We start from the raw sequence: 16,774 nt of genomic DNA on the forward strand, positions 1-16,774 counted from the left end.
CTTTAAGTATACTTTTATGCTTGCTAGCATTATCTAATCCCCTGCACTAGAGTTTAAACCTCTCAGTTTCATCTCGAATAATCTTATCTTCAGTTATCTCTACTTGCTTGATTAGCGCACAACTAATTACAGAGTTAAACATAATACAAATATCTTCTTCGGAAATTTCTGACATTTCGGCGAACACATTACTATTAACCTTATCCTTAGAGAAACAGTAGTTAGACTGCTTCCCACTGCGACCATCCACAACATGAACTTTATATATATCCCCACCATTCCAGCTATCAGACAGCAAAATTATAAACCGGATCCCTCCGAATAACTCTATAAACCCAACAGCCTTTTTCTTTTCTGAAGAAGCAATAATTACAACCTTATGGCTAGTTACAGGCAGCTCAACATTGCCCGGGGTACTATTTGGATAAAAATATACCAGGCTAATTTTACCACTACCATTATTTATATAGTCAATGATATCGTAAAATATTCCAGATCTAAGTCGATCAGGTGAAATAAGAGTTGCCGTATAGGTAAGTGCCATTTTAGCCACTGACCTTTTATGCTCGCCTGATTCCATACTAACACTCATCTCTACCGGTTTTATATACTCCTTATGAGTAGTAACTTGGTAGTTAGAAATTTCCTCTTCCTTCTTACCGAACCTTTTTAACTGATGAGAAAATAATTTTTCAGCGCTGCCGATATCTTTAGCCTGTATAGATATATTAATAGTTTCACTTTCGCTACAAACGCTTATCTTAGATTGCGATACTACTATTTCACCACCAGATTTGAGCGAGAACGGAAGATCATTATGGCAACCAGCATTGTTTATTGCTGCTGCAGGCCTCCCCCTGCCAGTCGTGATACCACAAAGTGTAGAAAGGAATTTCAACCCTTCACTAACATGCTCATCGATCTCATTTCCAAGCCTAGCATTACACTTTACACAGCATATATTCCTAGATATTTTCCTCCCTCCAATCGAAGAAAGTATGGCATGTTCTTTAGATCCTTTCCCTTGTACAAAAAACTCATCGGGACAATAAATACAGTTGAGCATCCCCTCCCCCCCCTTCACATCAAATGAATCCATCGAGCCTTGCTCCACACGTACTAAAAAGAGGCCCTCATTAACTGAGAGCCCCTTTCAAATTCTATTATAACAGCGATTTTAATTAATGCGCTTCTTCCCAGTTGTCGCCTTGTTCGACTTCGACAAGCAGCGGGACATCGAGGGCGGCGGCGTCTTGCATGCGTTGGGCGACGTCTTTCATGAAGGCGTCGACTTGCGCGTCGGCGACTTCGAAGACGAGTTCATCGTGTACCTGCATGACCATCATGGTGTCGTAGCCTGAGTTGCTGTCCGCCAGCCAGGCATCGACGTCGATCATGGCGCGCTTGATGATGTCAGCGGCGCTGCCTTGCATCGGGGCGTTGATGGCGGTGCGCTCAGCAGCACTGCGGCGCGCGTGATTGCGCGAGCCGATTTCCGGCAGATAGAGGCGACGCCCGAAGATGGTTTCGACATAGCCTTGATCAGCGGCAAGACGGCGCGTGTCTTCCATATAGGTCGCAACGCCCGGATAGCGATCGAAGTAGCGTTCGATATAGGTCTTGGCCTTGCCCGGCTCAATATTGAGCTGACGCGACAGCCCCCACGACGACATGCCGTAGATCAGCCCGAAGTTGATCGCCTTGGCACTGCGGCGCTGGTCCGTGCTGACACGCGCCTCATCGACACCGAAGACTTCCGCCGCCGTGGCAGCGTGCACATCGCGATTCTCAGCGAAGGCCGACAGCAGCCCTTTGTCGCCCGAGAGGTGCGCCATGATGCGCAGCTCGATCTGCGAGTAATCCGCCGCGACGATGCGATAGCCGGGGCGTGCGATGAAGGCCTGACGAATACGCCGCCCCTCTTCGCTGCGCACCGGAATGTTCTGCAGATTCGGATCAGACGATGACAGACGGCCCGTCGCGGTCACCGCCTGGTGATAGCTGGTGTGCAGACGACGCGTGACCGGATTGACCAGCTGCGGCAGCTTGTCGGTATAGGTGCTCTTGAGCTTGGTCATACCGCGATGGCGCATGATGATCTTGGGCAGCGGGAAATCCAGCGCCAGCTCTTCCAGCACCGCTTCAGCCGTCGACGGCGCGCCCTTGGGCGTCTTCTTCTTGACCGGCAGCTTCTGCTCCTCGAAGAGAATTTCGCCCAGCTGCTTGGGCGAGGCGAGATTGAACTCACGACCCGCCAGCGCAAAGGCTTCTTTCTCGGCCGTATGAATCTGCTCGATCAGCTCACGCGTCTGGATGTGCAGCCGCTCCGGGTCAATCGCGACACCGTTGCGCTCGATACGTGCCAGCACCGGAATCAGCGGGAATTCGAGCTGTTGGAGCACCTCTTCCAGTCGGCCGGTTCTGGCGACCTGTGGCCCCAGCAGCGCCGCCAGACGCAGGGTGATATCGACATCTTCACAGGCATAGGGCATCGCCTCTTCCAGCGCGATCTGATCAAAGGTCAGCTGCTTGGCGCCCTTGCCCGCGATATCGGTGAAGCTGATGGTCGTTTCACCCAGATACTTGAGCGCCAGCGAATCCATGTCGTGACGTGTCACCGTGGAGTTGAGCACGTAGGACATCAACATGGTGTCGGCCAGTGGGCCAGAGACGGGAATATCGTAGCGCGCCAGCACCTCGATATCGTACTTGAGGTTCTGGCCAACCTTGGTGATGGCGGGGTCTGCCAGAATCGGCGTCAGCGCCGCCAGTACCGCCTTGCGGTCCAGCTGTGCGGGGGCATCCAGATAGCTGTGCGCGACCGGAATATAGACGGCCTCGCCTATCTCCAGCGCCATGCCGATGCCGACGATATCGGCTTCCATGTAGTTGAGACTGGTGGTTTCGAGATCGAAACACAGCGAGGTGCTGGCACGCACACGCGTCAGCCACTCATCCAGCTCGGCCTGTGTGGTGATGGCGCGATAGTTGCGCGCTTCACGCGGCGGCAGCACGTCAGGCGTCATGTCGTCGTGTGCGCCGTCACTCTCGATGACAGGCGCTGGGGCAGCAGCGGCCTTGTCCTTGTCAGTTGCGGGGGCAGCGACCGGCGCGATGCTATCGCCGAACAGGTCTGTCGCGGCCACACCGCTGTCCTTCTCGTCGGCGTGCGGCGTGGCGGCCATGTCACCACCCTCCAGCAGCTCCTTCAGCCACGCTCTGAATTCCATCTCTTTATATAGCTCGACCAGCGCGGCGGTGTCCGGCGCGGCAATCGCGAGATCATCCAGGCCGTGTTCCAGCTCGCAATCCAGCTTGATGGTGGCGAGACGATAGGAGAGATAGGCTTCATCGCGATGCGCTTCCATCTTCTTGGCCAGTGTCTTGGCGCCACGGAAGCTGAGCGTCTTGATGCGATCCAGATCGCCATAGATGGTATCAAGTCCGCCTTCCATGCCTTGCAGCAGGCCCAGTGCGGTCTTCTCGCCCACACCCGGTACGCCGGGAATGTTGTCGACCTTGTCACCCATCAGCGCGAGGAAATCGATGATCAGATTCGGCGGAATGCCGAACTTCTCGGTGACGCCGTCTACGTCCAGCGTCTCGTTCTTCATGGTGTTGACCAGCGTGATGTGCTCATTCACCAGCTGCGCCATGTCCTTGTCGCCGGTAGAGATGACGGCGTCACGCCCCGCTTCAGTCGCCAAGCGCGCCAGAGTGCCAATGACGTCATCCGCCTCGACACCCGTGACACACAGCAGCGGCAGGCCGAGGGCGCGCACGCAGGCATGCAACGGTTCAATCTGCAGACGCAGGTCATCCGGCATCGGTGGGCGCTGCGCCTTGTACTCGGCGTACATGTCATCGCGGAAGGTCTTGCCCTTGGCATCGAACACGACCGCCATGGGGCTATCCGGGTACTGGCGAATCAGGCTCTTGAGCATGTTGATCACCCCCTTCACGGCGCCGGTCGGCAGCCCTTTGGAGGTGGTCAGCGGCGGCAGGGCGTGAAAGGCGCGATAGAGATAGGAAGATCCATCGACGAGAACGATCGGCGTGGCGGCCATGAGCAGTCGCATCCGTAGGCTGAAAGGTGGGGCCGGGGCAAACGCCGGCGGCAATGCGCTCATGATACGCAAGGGCTGACGACACGCCCAGCCGCCATCCACGATCAACGACACGCAGGCGGGCTAGTGCAGTCGAGAGACGGGCGACGTAAACTGCTCCCAACGGGAGCGCCTGATCACCAGACGACAGGCCGGCTACCCATCTGCACGTCAGCGCACAGAACGTTGCGCTCAGGAGATATGCCATGCGCACGATTGCATCTTCCGCCCCGCGTTGTACCTTGACACTGCCTCGCCTGCTGGCCGCCAGCCTGCTGGTGGCGGTCACCAGCCTGAGCGCACCATTGGCCGTGGCCGAGAGTGACGCACCCAAGCCGCAGGTCACCAGCCGCCAGCAGGATGACCGCACGCTGCGCGAATATCGCGTCAACGGCCATCTGTTCGCGATCGAGGTCATTCCCAGGGAAGGCGCGCCCTTCTTCCTGCTCGACAGTGATGGCAACGGCAATTTCATCAAGTCCGGCGTGAAAGACGCCGGCCAGCTGCAGGTGCCGGGCTGGGCGCGTAAAAAATGATAAGCTCCAGTCAGCAATACGTTTGATGTCAGGCCTGCCTCTCGGCGGCCTGACATTCAGCGCAGCCTCACCTCTGCATCCCCACAATAATTCTCTCCGCGAACGGCACAGTCATGACGTGCAGGGCAGCGGCGGGACAGGCACATTCGGCGAGAGTCACAGATGGCAGTCTTTACCCCCCTGAGCCACGATCAGGTCGCACAGTTTCTGGCAGAGTACGATGCAGGCACGCTGACCTCCCTTGAGGATGTCGCGCATGGCACCGAAAACTCGACCTTCTTCGTCACGACCGACCGCCGTGAAATGGTGCTGACGCTGTTCGAGCAGGGCGAGCACGATGAGCTGCCCTTCTTCGTCGAGTTGCTCGATTTTCTCGCCAATCACAAGCTGCCCGTGCCCGGCCCGCTGCATGACCACGACGGCCAGGCGCTCAAGTCACTGGCGGGCAAGCCTGCGTTGCTGTTTCCGCGGATGCCGGGCCAGTGGCCTGTCGCGCCCAACACCACGCAGTGCGCCGAGATTGGGGCCGCGTTGGGTCGCATGCATGCCGTCTCGCAACACTTCACTGGCCAGCGCCCCAATACTCGTGATCTCAACTGGATCAAGCCGATGCACCACAAGGTGCTGGCGTATCTGACGCCGAGCGATCAGACACTGATGGCCGACGAGATCGATATCTGTGAAGACGCTTTCAGCGGTGTCGATCTCCCGCAGGGCGTATTGCATGGTGATCTGTTCCGCGACAACACGCTGTTCGATGGTGATCGCCTCGGCGGTATCATCGACTTCTATAACGGCTGTACCGGTGATCTGATCTTCGATCTGTCGATCGTGGTCAACGACTGGTGTTCGCACGACGATGGCCGCCTGGATAGCGCGCGTTATGACGCTCTGCTCGGCGCCTATCTCGCTGAGCGTCCGATGAACGCTGATGAGCGCCGCCTGTGGCCGAGCATGCTGCGCATGACCGCACTGCGCTATTGGTTGTCGCGTCTGCTGGTGGTGTATGTCGATCCGCCCGCGCACAGCCTGACGCCGAAAGACCCGACACAATATCGTCAGTTGCTGGGCCGTCGTATCGAAGAAGGCGCGCTGCCGCTACCTGAAGCGACGCTGCCCGCCTGAAGAATACGCATCATGCGCTAAAGCGATTGCCTGCAGGCTGTCAGCAGGCATAATGCGCCCCCTGAGCGCCCGCATCCCGTGCGGGCGTACTTGTCTTCTCCGGTGCCACTGAGCTGATGCCGCTTAGCTGATACTAGTGAGCTGATGCCAGACCACCGGGCTTGCCTTCACGCCGTCCATCTCCGGAGACCGCGATGACCTCCTTTGCAGCCGAAGCACGCCGCACCTATAACATTGACCAATGGGGCAGCGGCTATTTCGACGTGGGTCAGGATGGCCTGACGCTGGTGCGCCCACAGGGCGAGCCGGGCACTCCCGCGTTGTCGCTGATTTCGCTGGTCGACAAGGCGCGCGAACAAGGCCTGCGCCTGCCGCTACTGATTCGCTTTGCCGACATTCTGCATGACCGCGTCGAGCAGCTGTGTGCCGCCTTCGATGCCGCCATTGAGTCACGCGGCTATGGCTCCAGCTACACCGCGGTCTACCCGATCAAGGTCAATCAACAGCGTCGCGTCGTCGAAGAGCTGCTGGCGACCAACGAGCGCTCACGCGGGCGCGTCGGTCTGGAAGCCGGTAGCAAGCCGGAATTGCTGGCCGTGCTGGCGCTGTCGGACAATGGCCCGTCGGTCATCGTCTGCAACGGCTACAAGGACCGCGAGTACGTGCGTCTGGCGCTGATGGGCGAGAAGCTCGGTCATCGCGTGCATCTAGTGGTCGAGAAGGCCAGCGAGCTTGAACTGGTGCTGGAAGAGGCCAAGCGCCTTGGCTTGCGCCCGCGCATCGGTCTGCGCGCGCGCCTGGCGACCATCGGCAAGGGCAACTGGCAGAATACCGGCGGCGAGAAATCCAAGTTCGGCCTGACCGCCAGCCAGATCGTCGCGCTGGTCGAGCGTCTGCGTGAAGTCGATGCACTCGACTGCCTCAAGCTGGTCCACTTCCATCTCGGTTCCCAGATCGCCGATATCAGCGATATCCAGCGTGGCCTGGCGGAATGTGCTCGCTTCTATCAGGGGCTGCATGAGGCCGGTGCCGGCGTGGAAATCGTCGATGTTGGCGGCGGCCTGGGCGTCGACTACGAAGGCACACGCTCGGAAAGCGCCTGCTCGCTCAACTATTCCATGCGTGAATACGCCGACTATGTGGTTGGCGCCTTCCACGCCGTCTGCGAAGCGCATGACCTGCCGCACCCGCACATCATCTCTGAATCCGGCCGCGCACTGACGGCACATCACGCCGTGCTGGTGACGGACGTGATCGGTGAAGAGCGTGTCGACCTTCCGCTGCCGGTACGTCGCGAGGATGATCTGCAGATCGCGGCACTCTGGGCACAGGCCGGTCGCCTCGATGGCGCGCTGGAACCACGTGAATTGGTCGAGATCTACCACGCCGTGGTGCATGCCCAGAAGCAGGTGCAGGAACGCTTCGTGATGGGGCTGGCCAGCATCGCCATTCGCGCCGAGGCCGAGGCCATCTACACCAACGTGTGTCGCAGCCTATCCACGCGCCTTGATGCGCGCCAACGCTCACACCGTGCGGTACTGGATGAGCTGAACGAGAAGCTGGCCGACAAGCTGTTCGTCAACTTCTCGCTGTTCCAGTCGCTGCCGGACATCTGGGGCATCGCGCAGATTTTCCCGATTCTGCCGCTGACGGGGCTGAATCGTGCGCCGACGCGCCGTGGCGTGATTCAGGACATCACCTGTGACAGCGATGGCCGTATCGACACCTATGTGGATGATCAGGGCCTCGATGCGACCCTGCCGCTGCCAGAATGGAATGACGATGAAGAAAAGCTGCTGGGCTTCTTCATGGTCGGGGCGTATCAGGAAATTCTCGGTGATCTGCACAACCTGTTCGGTGATACCGATTCCGTGGATGCAAGCCTGGGCGAAGATGGCCAGTGGCAGCTCTCGCATGCCATTCAAGGTGACAGCGTCGCTCAGGTACTGCGTTACGTGAACTTTGACCCTGACAATCTGGCGGCGCGCCTGGCGCGTCAGCTCAAGGCCTCTAGCCTGAATGCATTGGAACAGGCTGATTTGCTGGAAGACCTCAAGGCAGGTCTCGATGGCTACACCTACCTCGAGACCTGAGCGACACTACTGATTTTTCGGCGCTGACCTTTCGCCGCTAAAAACGCCAAAAGCCCCTGCTGGATCACCGGCAGGGGCTTTTTTTGTGCAGGACGAATGCCTTGTCAGATCACGCTTCGTCAGACATGCCCAATCAAACGCACCTCGTCAAATATGCGCTAGCGCGATCACGCTACGCTTCGCGTCGTCGTCTCGATGCGCAGCAGTTCACCGCTGCCGTCCGGCGCATCCAGTGCCAGTGCCAGCGACTGCTCCGGATTCAGCTCACCGACGCCTTCCGGTGTGCCCGTCAGCACGACATCACCCGGCAGCAGCGTGAAGCTGTGGCTGATCTCGCTGAGTAGACGTGCCACGGGGAACAGCATCAGACGAGTCTCCGCGACCTGCCGCTGCTCTCCATCAATCGAGAAGCGATAATTGAGCGCCTGAAAATCGACATCATGCAGGGTGCCATCAGCGTCTCGCCAGCGCGGCCCTTCCAGCGGCACGAAGGCCGAAAGCGGACAGCTGCCATCGAAGGCCTTGGCCAGTTCCCACGGCTGACCCTTGGCCTTGAGCTTGCTTTGACGCTCACGCAGGGTCAGGTCCAGCGCCAGCCCCATGCCCGCCAGTGCCTCCAGCGCTTCCTCTTCGCTGGCCTCACAGAGTGGCTTGCCGATCAGCAGCGCCAGTTCAGCTTCGTAATGGTACTGACCACGGCGATGCGACAGCGTCAGTGGCTTGTCCAGTGCTACCACGCTGGTCGCCGGCTTGATAAACAGTAGCGGCTCGCTGGGCACTTCATTGCCTAGCTCTGCAGCATGCGCAGCATAGTTGCGTCCGACACACACCGCCTTGCCCAAATCATGGGCAAAGACACGGCCATCACTGAAACGTGGTGTGAAACGCTGGGCAAGTGGCATGCAGGGCTCCTGTCGGATAGTGAAGATACAGCGTATTGAAGGCGTTCAATCTTACGCCGCCTCTGCTGTCGTTCACTACAACACTATCGTCAGAGATTTCGTTGCCTTGGTGGAACCTTGGGTTCATCAAATCGGTTCACTCAGGCGGTATTCCTCACACTAGTGGCTGACGCCATCGGTGCGCTCAAGCGTATCCCAGCCTCCGTCATCACGATGCGCCAGAAACTCAGGTCGCGGCCGAGATGCGGCATACGGTGCCTGCATCGCGTTATCGACGCGGTTATAGACGAAGAAGGCATTGCTGCGCGGGTCCGGCGACATGTTGGCGTTGGAGCCATGCAAGGTATTGCAGTCAAACATCAGCAGACCACCCGCCGTGCCCGTCGGCGCTTCAATGCCCCGCTCGGCGACTAGCTCACGTAGCGCCTTACGCGATGGCACTCCGACTTTCTGCGATTGCAGCGACGACTTGTGATTGTCTTCCGGCGTCTCGCCAAGACAGTGCACAAAGACCTTATGCGAGCCGGGAATCAGCATCAGCGGGCCATTGAAGTGGTGATTGTCCGTCAGGATGATCGAGGCACTGACGGCACGCATCTCCGGCATGCCGTCTTCGGCGTGCCACGTCTCGAAATCAGAGTGCCAGTTGAAGCCCTTGCCCTCGAAGCCCGGTTTGTAATTGATGCGCGACTGATGGACATAGACGCCTCCGCCGAGAATCTGGCGGGCACGCCCGATCAGACGCGGGTCTTCTGCCAACTGACGAAAGCGCTCAGACAGGAAGTGCACGGCAAATATCGAGCGGATCTCACGACTCTTGGGCTCAGTAATGGTGAAGTCACGCCCCTGCCACTCCTCATTGTCGAGCAGCGCGGCCAGCTCGGCCTTGAGCACCTCAACCTCCTCCTCTGCCAGAAACTCCGGCTCGAAGATGAAGCCGTCACGCTCAAAGCGCTTGAGCTGCTCTGCTCCCAGCGGCCCCTCATCAGCATGCGAATGAACGATGGGCTCTTGCCGTGTCTGCCAGAGATGCTGCGGCGGCTGACTCAGGCGCGTGGGGTAGGCATCTTTTGCGGCAGAACCACGGTCGCTGCCGGATTGGTCAAGATAGGCTTCTGGTGCCTGACAGCGATCAGCATCTACCTGGCGCATACCAAGGCGCTGACCAGTATCTGACGCAGCATGATGTGCTCTGCCACCGCCATGGGCGCGGTAGCTGCGCTGCTTGGAGGCTGAGGCGGTGGCGATGTGGCGAGAATTCATATGGCGTGAAGCTGTCATCTTGCTCTCCTTAAGGCATCAATGGCTTGCATTGAGGAAAGAGGAATCTGGCATCTTGCAGTACGGAGTCTCCGCATAGGGACTATGTGGACCCGATAGCTAACTTCAACCCCTCGCGGCACGGATAAATCACAGAAATATCAGCCTTGGCATCGTTAAAACACCATTAACCACTGCACTACCCTCCTCAGACTCGCGCTCGCGAGAAGATGACAGCTCTACCGACATACGACTGACAATTTTTCTCAGTCAGCCCGCCGCATTATTACAAGCTCATTCAGCCTTATCGTGACTCTCATCAAGGCTAATAATCGAGTCTTATCATCCCCTAATACCGCCACATCGAATGCTAGTGATTTTCTTCAATCCGCCTCGCTTTTTGCAAATTGCAGCACCCCCTTATTTTGCAAAAAATCGTTAAGTCACTAAAAAACAACAGCAATAAACTTGGCATACTTCCTGCCACTTAGAAATACAGAAACACAACTGATAGACACATATCAGAGTACAAGAACGGCGCAGGATGATGCGTCACACCAGGGGAACTTCCAGCATGTTAAAGCCACGTATTTGTATGGCCGCTTGCATGGCCACAGTGCTGGGGGGCTGCGCTACTGTCGAACCACAATTCGATAATATCGAGCCCGTTGTTGGGCCGCCAGTCACCTCAAACAATACGCCTTACAGCGAATGTCTCGCCTCTCTTAGCCGAGTAGAGGGCATCGATAATCTACCGGTCATTGCTGTCGGACAAATCACTGATAAAACCGGACAGAGAAGCTATTCCACTGTTACCGAGAGCGCTGCTGTCACTCAGGGCGTATCTGAAATGCTGATCAGTGCGCTCTACAAGACTCAGAAAGTCCACTTGACCGAGCGCTTGGATGTTCGCGTCCCCCTGGCCGAACAGCAACTCTTCGAGCAAAAGGCCTTGGCCTTCGCGCCCCGAAAACTGGCGGTACTGCCCTCTAATTTCGTGGTTTTAGGCGCACTGACAGAACTAAATTACAACATTTCCAGTGGCGGAACCCGCCTGTTTGTCAGTGGTATCGGTGCAGGTCTACGCACCGCTGTCATCAATGTCGGGCTGGATCTTCGCATGGTCGATATTCGTACCTTCCGCACCATCTATGTCACCAGCTTGCAGAAACAGGTCGTGGGTTATGAGGTCGAGGCGGGCATTTATCGCTTCTTCGGCAACCAGCTAATCGAGTTTGATTCCGGCGCAGTGCGTAATGAACCACTGCAGCTGGGCGTGAGATCAGTCGTGGAGATGGGCGCATACCAACTTCTGACTGAAGGCCTGGGACTCCCTGTCCCTGCAGGAGAGGATTGTCAGCTTCATCCAGGCCAGCATGTTGCCACTGACAAGAGCAACACGCGTGAAGTTGCAGCAAGTAATACAACCGCAACACCAGCAGTAGAAACATCAACAACAGAAGTACCCGCAGCACCAAGCGCAGCACAATAAGTCAACATTCATGAGGAACATGACAATGACTACTTATAATAAGCTCGCAGTCGCTATCGGCCTCGCCAGTGGCATCATGATGGTAAGCCAGGCACATGCCTTCGAGAACGTGAACTGGAAATGGCATGGGCACGTCGACACCCATATCAAGGTCAAGGCCAACATTGATCCCACTATCGTTGATCCGGGTGGCTTGGTGATGGTCGAAAACCTTCAGAAACAGATCGGCGATGTCAGCTCTACCGCTATCGTCAAAGATGTCAGCTATGGCAGTGGTCCGGGTGAAACCACTGTCGAGACTGGCAACTTTGCCGGAGCTGCCGCTGGCGCAGCAGCGAGTGCTGGTGCATACAGCAGCCGGTATGGCAGCAATAGCGGCGCAGACGCAGTGGCGGGGGCCGGTGCCATCGCAGGCAGCTACATCAACACCACGACGACTGACCCTGTCATCAATGAGGACATCGTCAATCTGGAAAGCCTTGAAAATGCGGCGACCTCCGTGGGTAACAACGCTTCAATCGAGAGCGATGCCATGGTCAACCTGCATAACGAGCAGTTCCTGGCGGGCAGCGGCGGGTATGGCTACCACATGGGGAGCGCCGATATCGATTCACTGGCCAAGGTCGAGAATATCCTCAACCTGAGCGTGGACAATGCCGCAACTTCCGTGGGCAACAACCTGTCGGTCACCCAGGACACTACCGGTCTTGATACTGCACTGATTGCCGACAATACCCAGATGAGCTTCGCTAACGTGACCTCCACTGCGCGGGTCAGCAACATCACACTCGGCCTGCCACCAGTGGGTAACTTCGAAGGCCCGGTTATCAGCAATGTCGCAACTTCAGTGGGCAATAACATGTCCATCAATGTCGGGCCACAGACCGCCACTCCGTAAACCGGCAGCACGCAGTCAACACACGCGGGGCAACCCGCGTGTGTTTCATTACCTGCACTATTCAGGGTGCAGCAAGCGTCAGAAACTGCATATTTCAACAACGGTGTGCTTCAAAGGCTTAAGGAGTAAGACATGAACGCTTTCACGCGTATCGGCCTGGGACTTCTGAGTACAAGCTGCCTGATGGCGAGTGTCGTAAGTGCTAGCTCGTTGATGGGCCCCTTCCCCTATGACTTCCCTGCCCGAAGTTCAGAGTCCGCCTTGATTCTGTACGAGAGCAAGAAAGCCGGTAGCCTGGGTGAAGGTTCAGATACCAATATCGGTGAGTACACACTCAATACCGGCAGCAGTACTGCGATTGGTAACTGGCAACAGATCCAGCAGACGCTCAGTGATGGTTCAACCGGCACTATCGATGGCAATGCAGATCAGTCAGCCGATAGTAGTTCACAAACTGCCACTACCGACCTCACGCACACGACCAACAATCAAGTAAATGAAGAGGAAGAGCCATGATAGATGACCGTGAATCCCGAAGCCTGTCGTCACTGGGTATTGAGTCTTACGTTTCAAACGAGAGGAGAGAACTAGTCAGTAGCTCGGCCTGCAATGCTGAGAGGCCTGTCACTTGAAGGGAGGGATAAAAACCTACTAAAAACCGTCAAGCTCATTCTCAACAACCGATTACGCTTGGATTAAGGCACATAGAACAACTCACACCGAAGACTCAACGATAAGAGTCCGCGTGCCATATCCGCGAGGCTGTCATTAGAAACAGCCGTACAACAATGCTTTCACAGCGCATTCGCTCGTTGAAGTGCTGTAGAAAGATAAGCAGGAAGGGAACATCGCTCATGACCGCACTGAAGGCTCATCATCAGGCTGCACCGGCTGCCTCCGCACTGAACCTGGCTGCCGACTCCTCCATCATTCCCAGAGTCAGGGAATTATCGGTACCGCGGCGTCACGGTTTTGAGGGGTTTATCGGAGGCTCATCGACCATGCAGACCCTCTATCGCACCCTCATCCAGGTCGCCCATTCGGACGCCCCGATCTTCATTACTGGCGAAAGCGGCAGCGGCAAGGAGCTATGTGCGACAGCCATCCACCGTCACAGCCCAGTGCGTGATGGACCCTTCATTGCGGTCAATTGTGCCGCGATTCCTGCGGAACTGCTGGAGTCCCAACTATTTGGCCATGTGCGTGGCGCCTTCACTGGCGCTGTCAGTGCCCAACAAGGACTCGCTGTCGCCGCCGACGGTGGCACGTTATTTCTTGATGAGATAGCAGAACTACCGCTGCCGCTACAGAGCAAGCTGCTGCGCTTTTTACAGACGGGCCAGGTGATGCCTGTCGGCGCCACCCGCACGACTGAGGTCAACTGCCGCATCGTCTGCGCGACTCACCAAGACCCTCGCCAGCTGGTCGATACACATCGCTTCCGCGAAGATCTTTTCTATCGCTTGCACGTCATTCCCCTCAAGGTTCCGCCACTACGTGAGCGCGGGAAGGACATACTGGAGATCGCCAATGGCTTGCTGACCCGCATGGCGAGTCATGAGGGAAAGCACTTTACGCACTTGAGCTCGTGCGCCGAGCAACAGCTGCTGACACATGACTGGCCCGGTAATGTACGTGAGCTGGAAAACACTCTGCGTCGAGCCATCATTCTCAATGAAGGTGAGGTACTGACCGCCGCCATGCTCGATCTTCCCGCGAATCACTCTGCAGTCGGCAGGCACGTTACAGCGACGCGGTCACCAATACTCTCGGAAAGTGACGACCCCTGGCTGCGCCCGCTATGGATGGTAGAGCGTGACGCGATAGAGACGGTTATCGAGGCCTGCGAAGGTAGCATTCCTCGCGCTGCCGCGATTCTGGAGATTGCGCCTTCAACCATCTATCGCAAACGTCTCAGCTGGCTGGCTCAGCATCCGGAAGCCCCGACAGCACATTGAGCACGCGTCATAAGAATGAGAAGAGAAGAGAAGATTGAACACATTTTCTGATCGATAGACACAAAAAAGCCACCCCGAAGGATGGCTTTTTTGTTGGCTGCCAAATTCATCTTGCGACTTCATCAACATGCCTGAATTGGCTGGGGTACCAGGACTCGAACCTGGGAATGCCGATACCAAAAACCGGTGCCTTACCACTTGGCTATACCCCAAAATGGTGGCCAGAGACGGAATCGAACCGCCGACACGGGGATTTTCAATCCCCTGCTCTACCAACTGAGCTATCTGGCCAACCTAAAGACACAAAAAAAGCCGCCAAGGCGACTTCTATATCATTTGCTCTTCGTTCATTTACAAGTCTTGCGAACACAAGTGCCTGTAAAATGGTGCCGGCTAAAGGAGTCGAACCCTCGACCTACTGATTACAAGTCAGTTGCTCTACCAACTGAGCTAAGCCGGCACAAAGAACTCATGATATGAGTCTTCTTACTGCGCGTTGGCTGGCTGGGGTACCAGGACTCGAACCTGGGAATGCCGATACCAAAAACCGGTGCCTTACCACTTGGCTATACCCCAACACTTGGTGGCCAGAGACGGAATCGAACCGCCGACACGGGGATTTTCAATCCCCTGCTCTACCAACTGAGCTATCTGGCCTTGCCAACGAGGACGTATTAAATAGAAAACCTTTCCCGACGTCAACCCTTGCTTATCAAGAATTTGGCGTCGATATTGGCACCCCCCGCCCTCGAGAGCAGGTCAGAGTTCGTAGCCCTGACCACCTTGCGATTCTTCCTTCGCGGCAGCGTCTGTCGGCACGAAACCTTCCGCTTGATCCGTCTCTTCGTTGTTTAGAAAACGCTCCATCTGCTCCATCAGGTAGCGACGGCTATCAGCATCCATCATGTTCAGGTGCTTCTCGTTGATCAGGCGTGTTTGCAGTGTCTGCCACTCTTGCCATGCCTGCTTTGAGACATGCGACCAGATGTCCTGCCCTTTCTCGCCCGGTAGCGGCGGAAAATCGAGGCCCGGAAGCTCTTGGTCATACTTGCGGCAATGTACGGTGCGCATAGGTGACTCCGACGTTGGTAAGTAATGAGCAAATGACTGTCGCCTGTCGTAGACGACTCTCGCATTGAAGATCATTCTCGCACGCCTTGCCGGCATCCCCCCAGCCTCGCCTGACTTGATTCCCTCAAGGCAGGATAAATCTCAACCAAGACCGAACAGATCACCGGTACAACGTGCAAGCAATGCCTTGACCGGAGCAGGCAAGCCAACAGCATCTGGTGCAGCGGGGTCAACGAAACGCTGCCCAGCGCCAGACTCACGCACCTCTTCGGCAGCACTCGCTGGCACCAAGCCTGACTCACCCAACTGTACCGGCTGCGGAGTGATCGTCAGCCGGAAATGGCTAAAGACGTGCTCAAAGCTCGCCAGTGGCTCTGCCAGATGAGCACCACGCGCTTGCTGAGCAATCCAGTCACGGGCGGCCTGGCGATCCTCAACCAGCGGCGGTGCCCACAAACCTCCCCAGATACCCGTCGGTGGGCGACGCTCCAGCAGCACGCGCCCTTCGGTATCAAATACCAGCAACATCAACGTAGCGCGCTGGGGAATCGCCTTTTTAGGCTTGCTCTCGGGGAAACGCTTCTCCTCGCCACGCGCATGCGCCACGCAGACATCGTTGAAGGGGCAACGCTCACAATCAGGACGACCACGCGTGCACAGCGTCGCCCCGAGGTCCATGACTGCCTGAGTCCAGTCGGGTAGGCGATTGTCGGGCGTATAACGCTCCGCCAGCGTCCACAATTCCTTTTCGACCGCCGGACGCCCAGGCCAGCCTTCCACGGCATGCAGGCGTGCTAGTACGCGTTTGACGTTGCCATCGAGAATCGGGGCACGCTGTCCGGTACTGATACTGATGATCGCACCAGCGGTAGAGCGCCCGATACCCGGTAGCGTCGAGAGCGCTTCAACACTCTCGACGGGGAATTCGCCACCATGCTCCGATACGACCTGCTGCGCGGCCTTGTGCAGATTGCGTGCACGAGCGTAATACCCCAGCCCGGTCCACAGGTGCAGGACATCATCGCTATCAGCAGCAGCCAGCATCTGCACCTCAGGGAAGCGCTCCATGAAGCGCGCATAGTACGGCAGCACCGTCGCGACCTGAGTCTGCTGCAGCATGATTTCAGAGACCCACACTCGATATGGCGTGGTGTCTTCCTGCCAAGGCAGATGCTTGCGACCATGTACGTCGAACCAGGCGAAAACACGTGCCTGAACATCTTCAGGACTCAGAGCAATCTCGGCCACGCGTGGCGCAGCGGCAGTGTCAGGACGCGCCATCGAAAACTTCCTATACAGATTCTTGGATTCAGGCGGGCTCAAACAACAGCAC

At 56.9% G+C, this 16,774-nt stretch carries 13 protein-coding genes and 5 tRNA genes; 7 read left to right on the forward strand and 11 right to left on the reverse strand.

Annotation, left to right across the window (positions count from 1 at the left end; genetic code table 11):
- Positions 1-46: 46 nt before the first annotated feature.
- Both CFN46_RS08335 and polA read right to left on the reverse strand, forming a co-directional pair.
- Positions 47-1,099, reverse strand: coding sequence for an HNH endonuclease (locus CFN46_RS08335; RefSeq protein ID WP_088743216.1), 1,053 nt, complete (start codon positions 1,097-1,099; stop codon positions 47-49).
- Positions 1,100-1,181: 82 nt separating this feature from the next.
- Positions 1,182-4,067 carry a DNA polymerase I gene (polA, locus tag CFN46_RS08340; RefSeq protein ID WP_088743217.1) on the reverse strand — a complete coding sequence of 962 codons (2,886 nt, stop codon included), beginning with the start codon at positions 4,065-4,067 and terminating at the stop codon, positions 1,182-1,184.
- A gap of 245 nt (positions 4,068-4,312) precedes the next feature.
- Here polA and CFN46_RS08345 point away from each other — a divergent pair, with 245 nt between their 5' ends.
- From CFN46_RS08345 to speA, 3 genes are all read left to right on the forward strand, one after another.
- Positions 4,313-4,642, forward strand: coding sequence for a DUF2782 domain-containing protein (locus CFN46_RS08345; protein ID WP_024952856.1), 330 nt, complete (start codon positions 4,313-4,315; stop codon positions 4,640-4,642).
- Between the two features lie 162 nt (positions 4,643-4,804).
- A complete protein-coding gene (locus CFN46_RS08350) occupies positions 4,805-5,767 on the forward strand; it encodes a homoserine kinase (protein WP_088743218.1) in 963 nt (320 codons plus the stop codon).
- Positions 5,768-5,961: 194 nt separating this feature from the next.
- The gene (speA, locus tag CFN46_RS08355) at positions 5,962-7,860 is read left to right on the forward strand and encodes a biosynthetic arginine decarboxylase (RefSeq protein WP_088743219.1); all 1,899 of its coding nucleotides are present in this window, start codon (positions 5,962-5,964) and stop codon (positions 7,858-7,860) included.
- Positions 7,861-8,027: 167 nt separating this feature from the next.
- Here the strand turns inward: speA and CFN46_RS08360 are convergent, their stop codons facing one another.
- The gene (locus CFN46_RS08360) at positions 8,028-8,762 is read right to left on the reverse strand and encodes a fumarylacetoacetate hydrolase family protein (protein WP_024952854.1); all 735 of its coding nucleotides are present in this window, start codon (positions 8,760-8,762) and stop codon (positions 8,028-8,030) included.
- Positions 8,763-8,921: 159 nt separating this feature from the next.
- A complete protein-coding gene (gene thpD, locus CFN46_RS08365; protein ID WP_369597143.1) occupies positions 8,922-10,043 on the reverse strand; it encodes an ectoine hydroxylase in 1,122 nt (373 codons plus the stop codon).
- 523 nt (positions 10,044-10,566) lie between these two features.
- On the opposite strand from thpD, the gene CFN46_RS08370 reads away from it, so the two are divergent.
- From CFN46_RS08370 to CFN46_RS08385, 4 genes are all read left to right on the forward strand, one after another.
- Positions 10,567-11,514, forward strand: a complete 948-nt coding sequence (locus tag CFN46_RS08370; protein ID WP_254918434.1) for a CsgG/HfaB family protein — start codon at positions 10,567-10,569, stop codon at positions 11,512-11,514.
- 25 nt (positions 11,515-11,539) lie between these two features.
- A complete protein-coding gene (locus CFN46_RS08375; RefSeq protein WP_024952851.1) occupies positions 11,540-12,412 on the forward strand; it encodes a hypothetical protein in 873 nt (290 codons plus the stop codon).
- A gap of 132 nt (positions 12,413-12,544) precedes the next feature.
- Positions 12,545-12,928, forward strand: a complete 384-nt coding sequence (locus tag CFN46_RS08380; RefSeq protein ID WP_024952850.1) for a hypothetical protein — start codon at positions 12,545-12,547, stop codon at positions 12,926-12,928.
- Positions 12,929-13,266: 338 nt separating this feature from the next.
- Positions 13,267-14,370, forward strand: coding sequence for a sigma-54-dependent Fis family transcriptional regulator (locus CFN46_RS08385; protein WP_176426437.1), 1,104 nt, complete (start codon positions 13,267-13,269; stop codon positions 14,368-14,370).
- 137 nt (positions 14,371-14,507) lie between these two features.
- Here CFN46_RS08385 and CFN46_RS08390 read toward each other — a convergent pair.
- The 7 genes from CFN46_RS08390 to mutY form a co-directional block, all read right to left on the reverse strand.
- Positions 14,508-14,582, reverse strand: a tRNA-Gln gene (locus CFN46_RS08390).
- A gap of 3 nt (positions 14,583-14,585) precedes the next feature.
- Positions 14,586-14,661 (reverse strand) — tRNA-Phe (locus tag CFN46_RS08395).
- 93 nt (positions 14,662-14,754) lie between these two features.
- A tRNA-Thr gene (locus tag CFN46_RS08400) sits at positions 14,755-14,830 on the reverse strand.
- Positions 14,831-14,871: 41 nt separating this feature from the next.
- Positions 14,872-14,946, reverse strand: a tRNA-Gln gene (locus tag CFN46_RS08405).
- A 5-nt stretch (positions 14,947-14,951) separates the two neighbouring features.
- Positions 14,952-15,027 (reverse strand) — tRNA-Phe (locus tag CFN46_RS08410).
- Positions 15,028-15,129: 102 nt separating this feature from the next.
- Entirely contained in the window at positions 15,130-15,441 is a 312-nt protein-coding gene (locus CFN46_RS08415; RefSeq protein WP_024953054.1) for an oxidative damage protection protein, read from the reverse strand.
- Between the two features lie 141 nt (positions 15,442-15,582).
- Positions 15,583-16,722, reverse strand: a complete 1,140-nt coding sequence (gene mutY, locus CFN46_RS08420) for an A/G-specific adenine glycosylase (RefSeq protein WP_088743221.1) — start codon at positions 16,720-16,722, stop codon at positions 15,583-15,585.
- Between the last annotated feature and the right edge of the window lie 52 nt (positions 16,723-16,774).

The sequence above is a fragment of the Cobetia sp. QF-1 genome (assembly GCF_002213105.1).
In the GTDB taxonomy this organism is placed as follows: domain Bacteria; phylum Pseudomonadota; class Gammaproteobacteria; order Pseudomonadales; family Halomonadaceae; genus Cobetia; species Cobetia crustatorum.

Excerpts from the sequence above, each read along its gene's own strand:
- CFN46_RS08335 (WP_088743216.1), bottom strand. The coding sequence starts at position 1,099 with ATGGATTCATTTGATGTGAAGGGGGGGGAGGGGATGCTCAACTGTATT.
- polA (WP_088743217.1), bottom strand. The coding sequence starts at position 4,067 with ATGGCCGCCACGCCGATCGTTCTCGTCGATGGATCTTCCTATCTCTAT.
- CFN46_RS08345 (WP_024952856.1), top strand. The coding sequence starts at position 4,313 with ATGCGCACGATTGCATCTTCCGCCCCGCGTTGTACCTTGACACTGCCT.
- CFN46_RS08350 (WP_088743218.1), top strand. The coding sequence starts at position 4,805 with ATGGCAGTCTTTACCCCCCTGAGCCACGATCAGGTCGCACAGTTTCTG.
- speA (WP_088743219.1), top strand. The coding sequence starts at position 5,962 with ATGACCTCCTTTGCAGCCGAAGCACGCCGCACCTATAACATTGACCAA.
- CFN46_RS08360 (WP_024952854.1), bottom strand. The coding sequence starts at position 8,762 with ATGCCACTTGCCCAGCGTTTCACACCACGTTTCAGTGATGGCCGTGTC.
- thpD (WP_369597143.1), bottom strand. The coding sequence starts at position 10,043 with ATGACAGCTTCACGCCATATGAATTCTCGCCACATCGCCACCGCCTCA.
- CFN46_RS08370 (WP_254918434.1), top strand. The coding sequence starts at position 10,567 with ATGATGCGTCACACCAGGGGAACTTCCAGCATGTTAAAGCCACGTATT.
- CFN46_RS08375 (WP_024952851.1), top strand. The coding sequence starts at position 11,540 with ATGACTACTTATAATAAGCTCGCAGTCGCTATCGGCCTCGCCAGTGGC.
- CFN46_RS08380 (WP_024952850.1), top strand. The coding sequence starts at position 12,545 with ATGAACGCTTTCACGCGTATCGGCCTGGGACTTCTGAGTACAAGCTGC.
- CFN46_RS08385 (WP_176426437.1), top strand. The coding sequence starts at position 13,267 with ATGACCGCACTGAAGGCTCATCATCAGGCTGCACCGGCTGCCTCCGCA.
- CFN46_RS08415 (WP_024953054.1), bottom strand. The coding sequence starts at position 15,441 with ATGCGCACCGTACATTGCCGCAAGTATGACCAAGAGCTTCCGGGCCTC.
- mutY (WP_088743221.1), bottom strand. The coding sequence starts at position 16,722 with ATGGCGCGTCCTGACACTGCCGCTGCGCCACGCGTGGCCGAGATTGCT.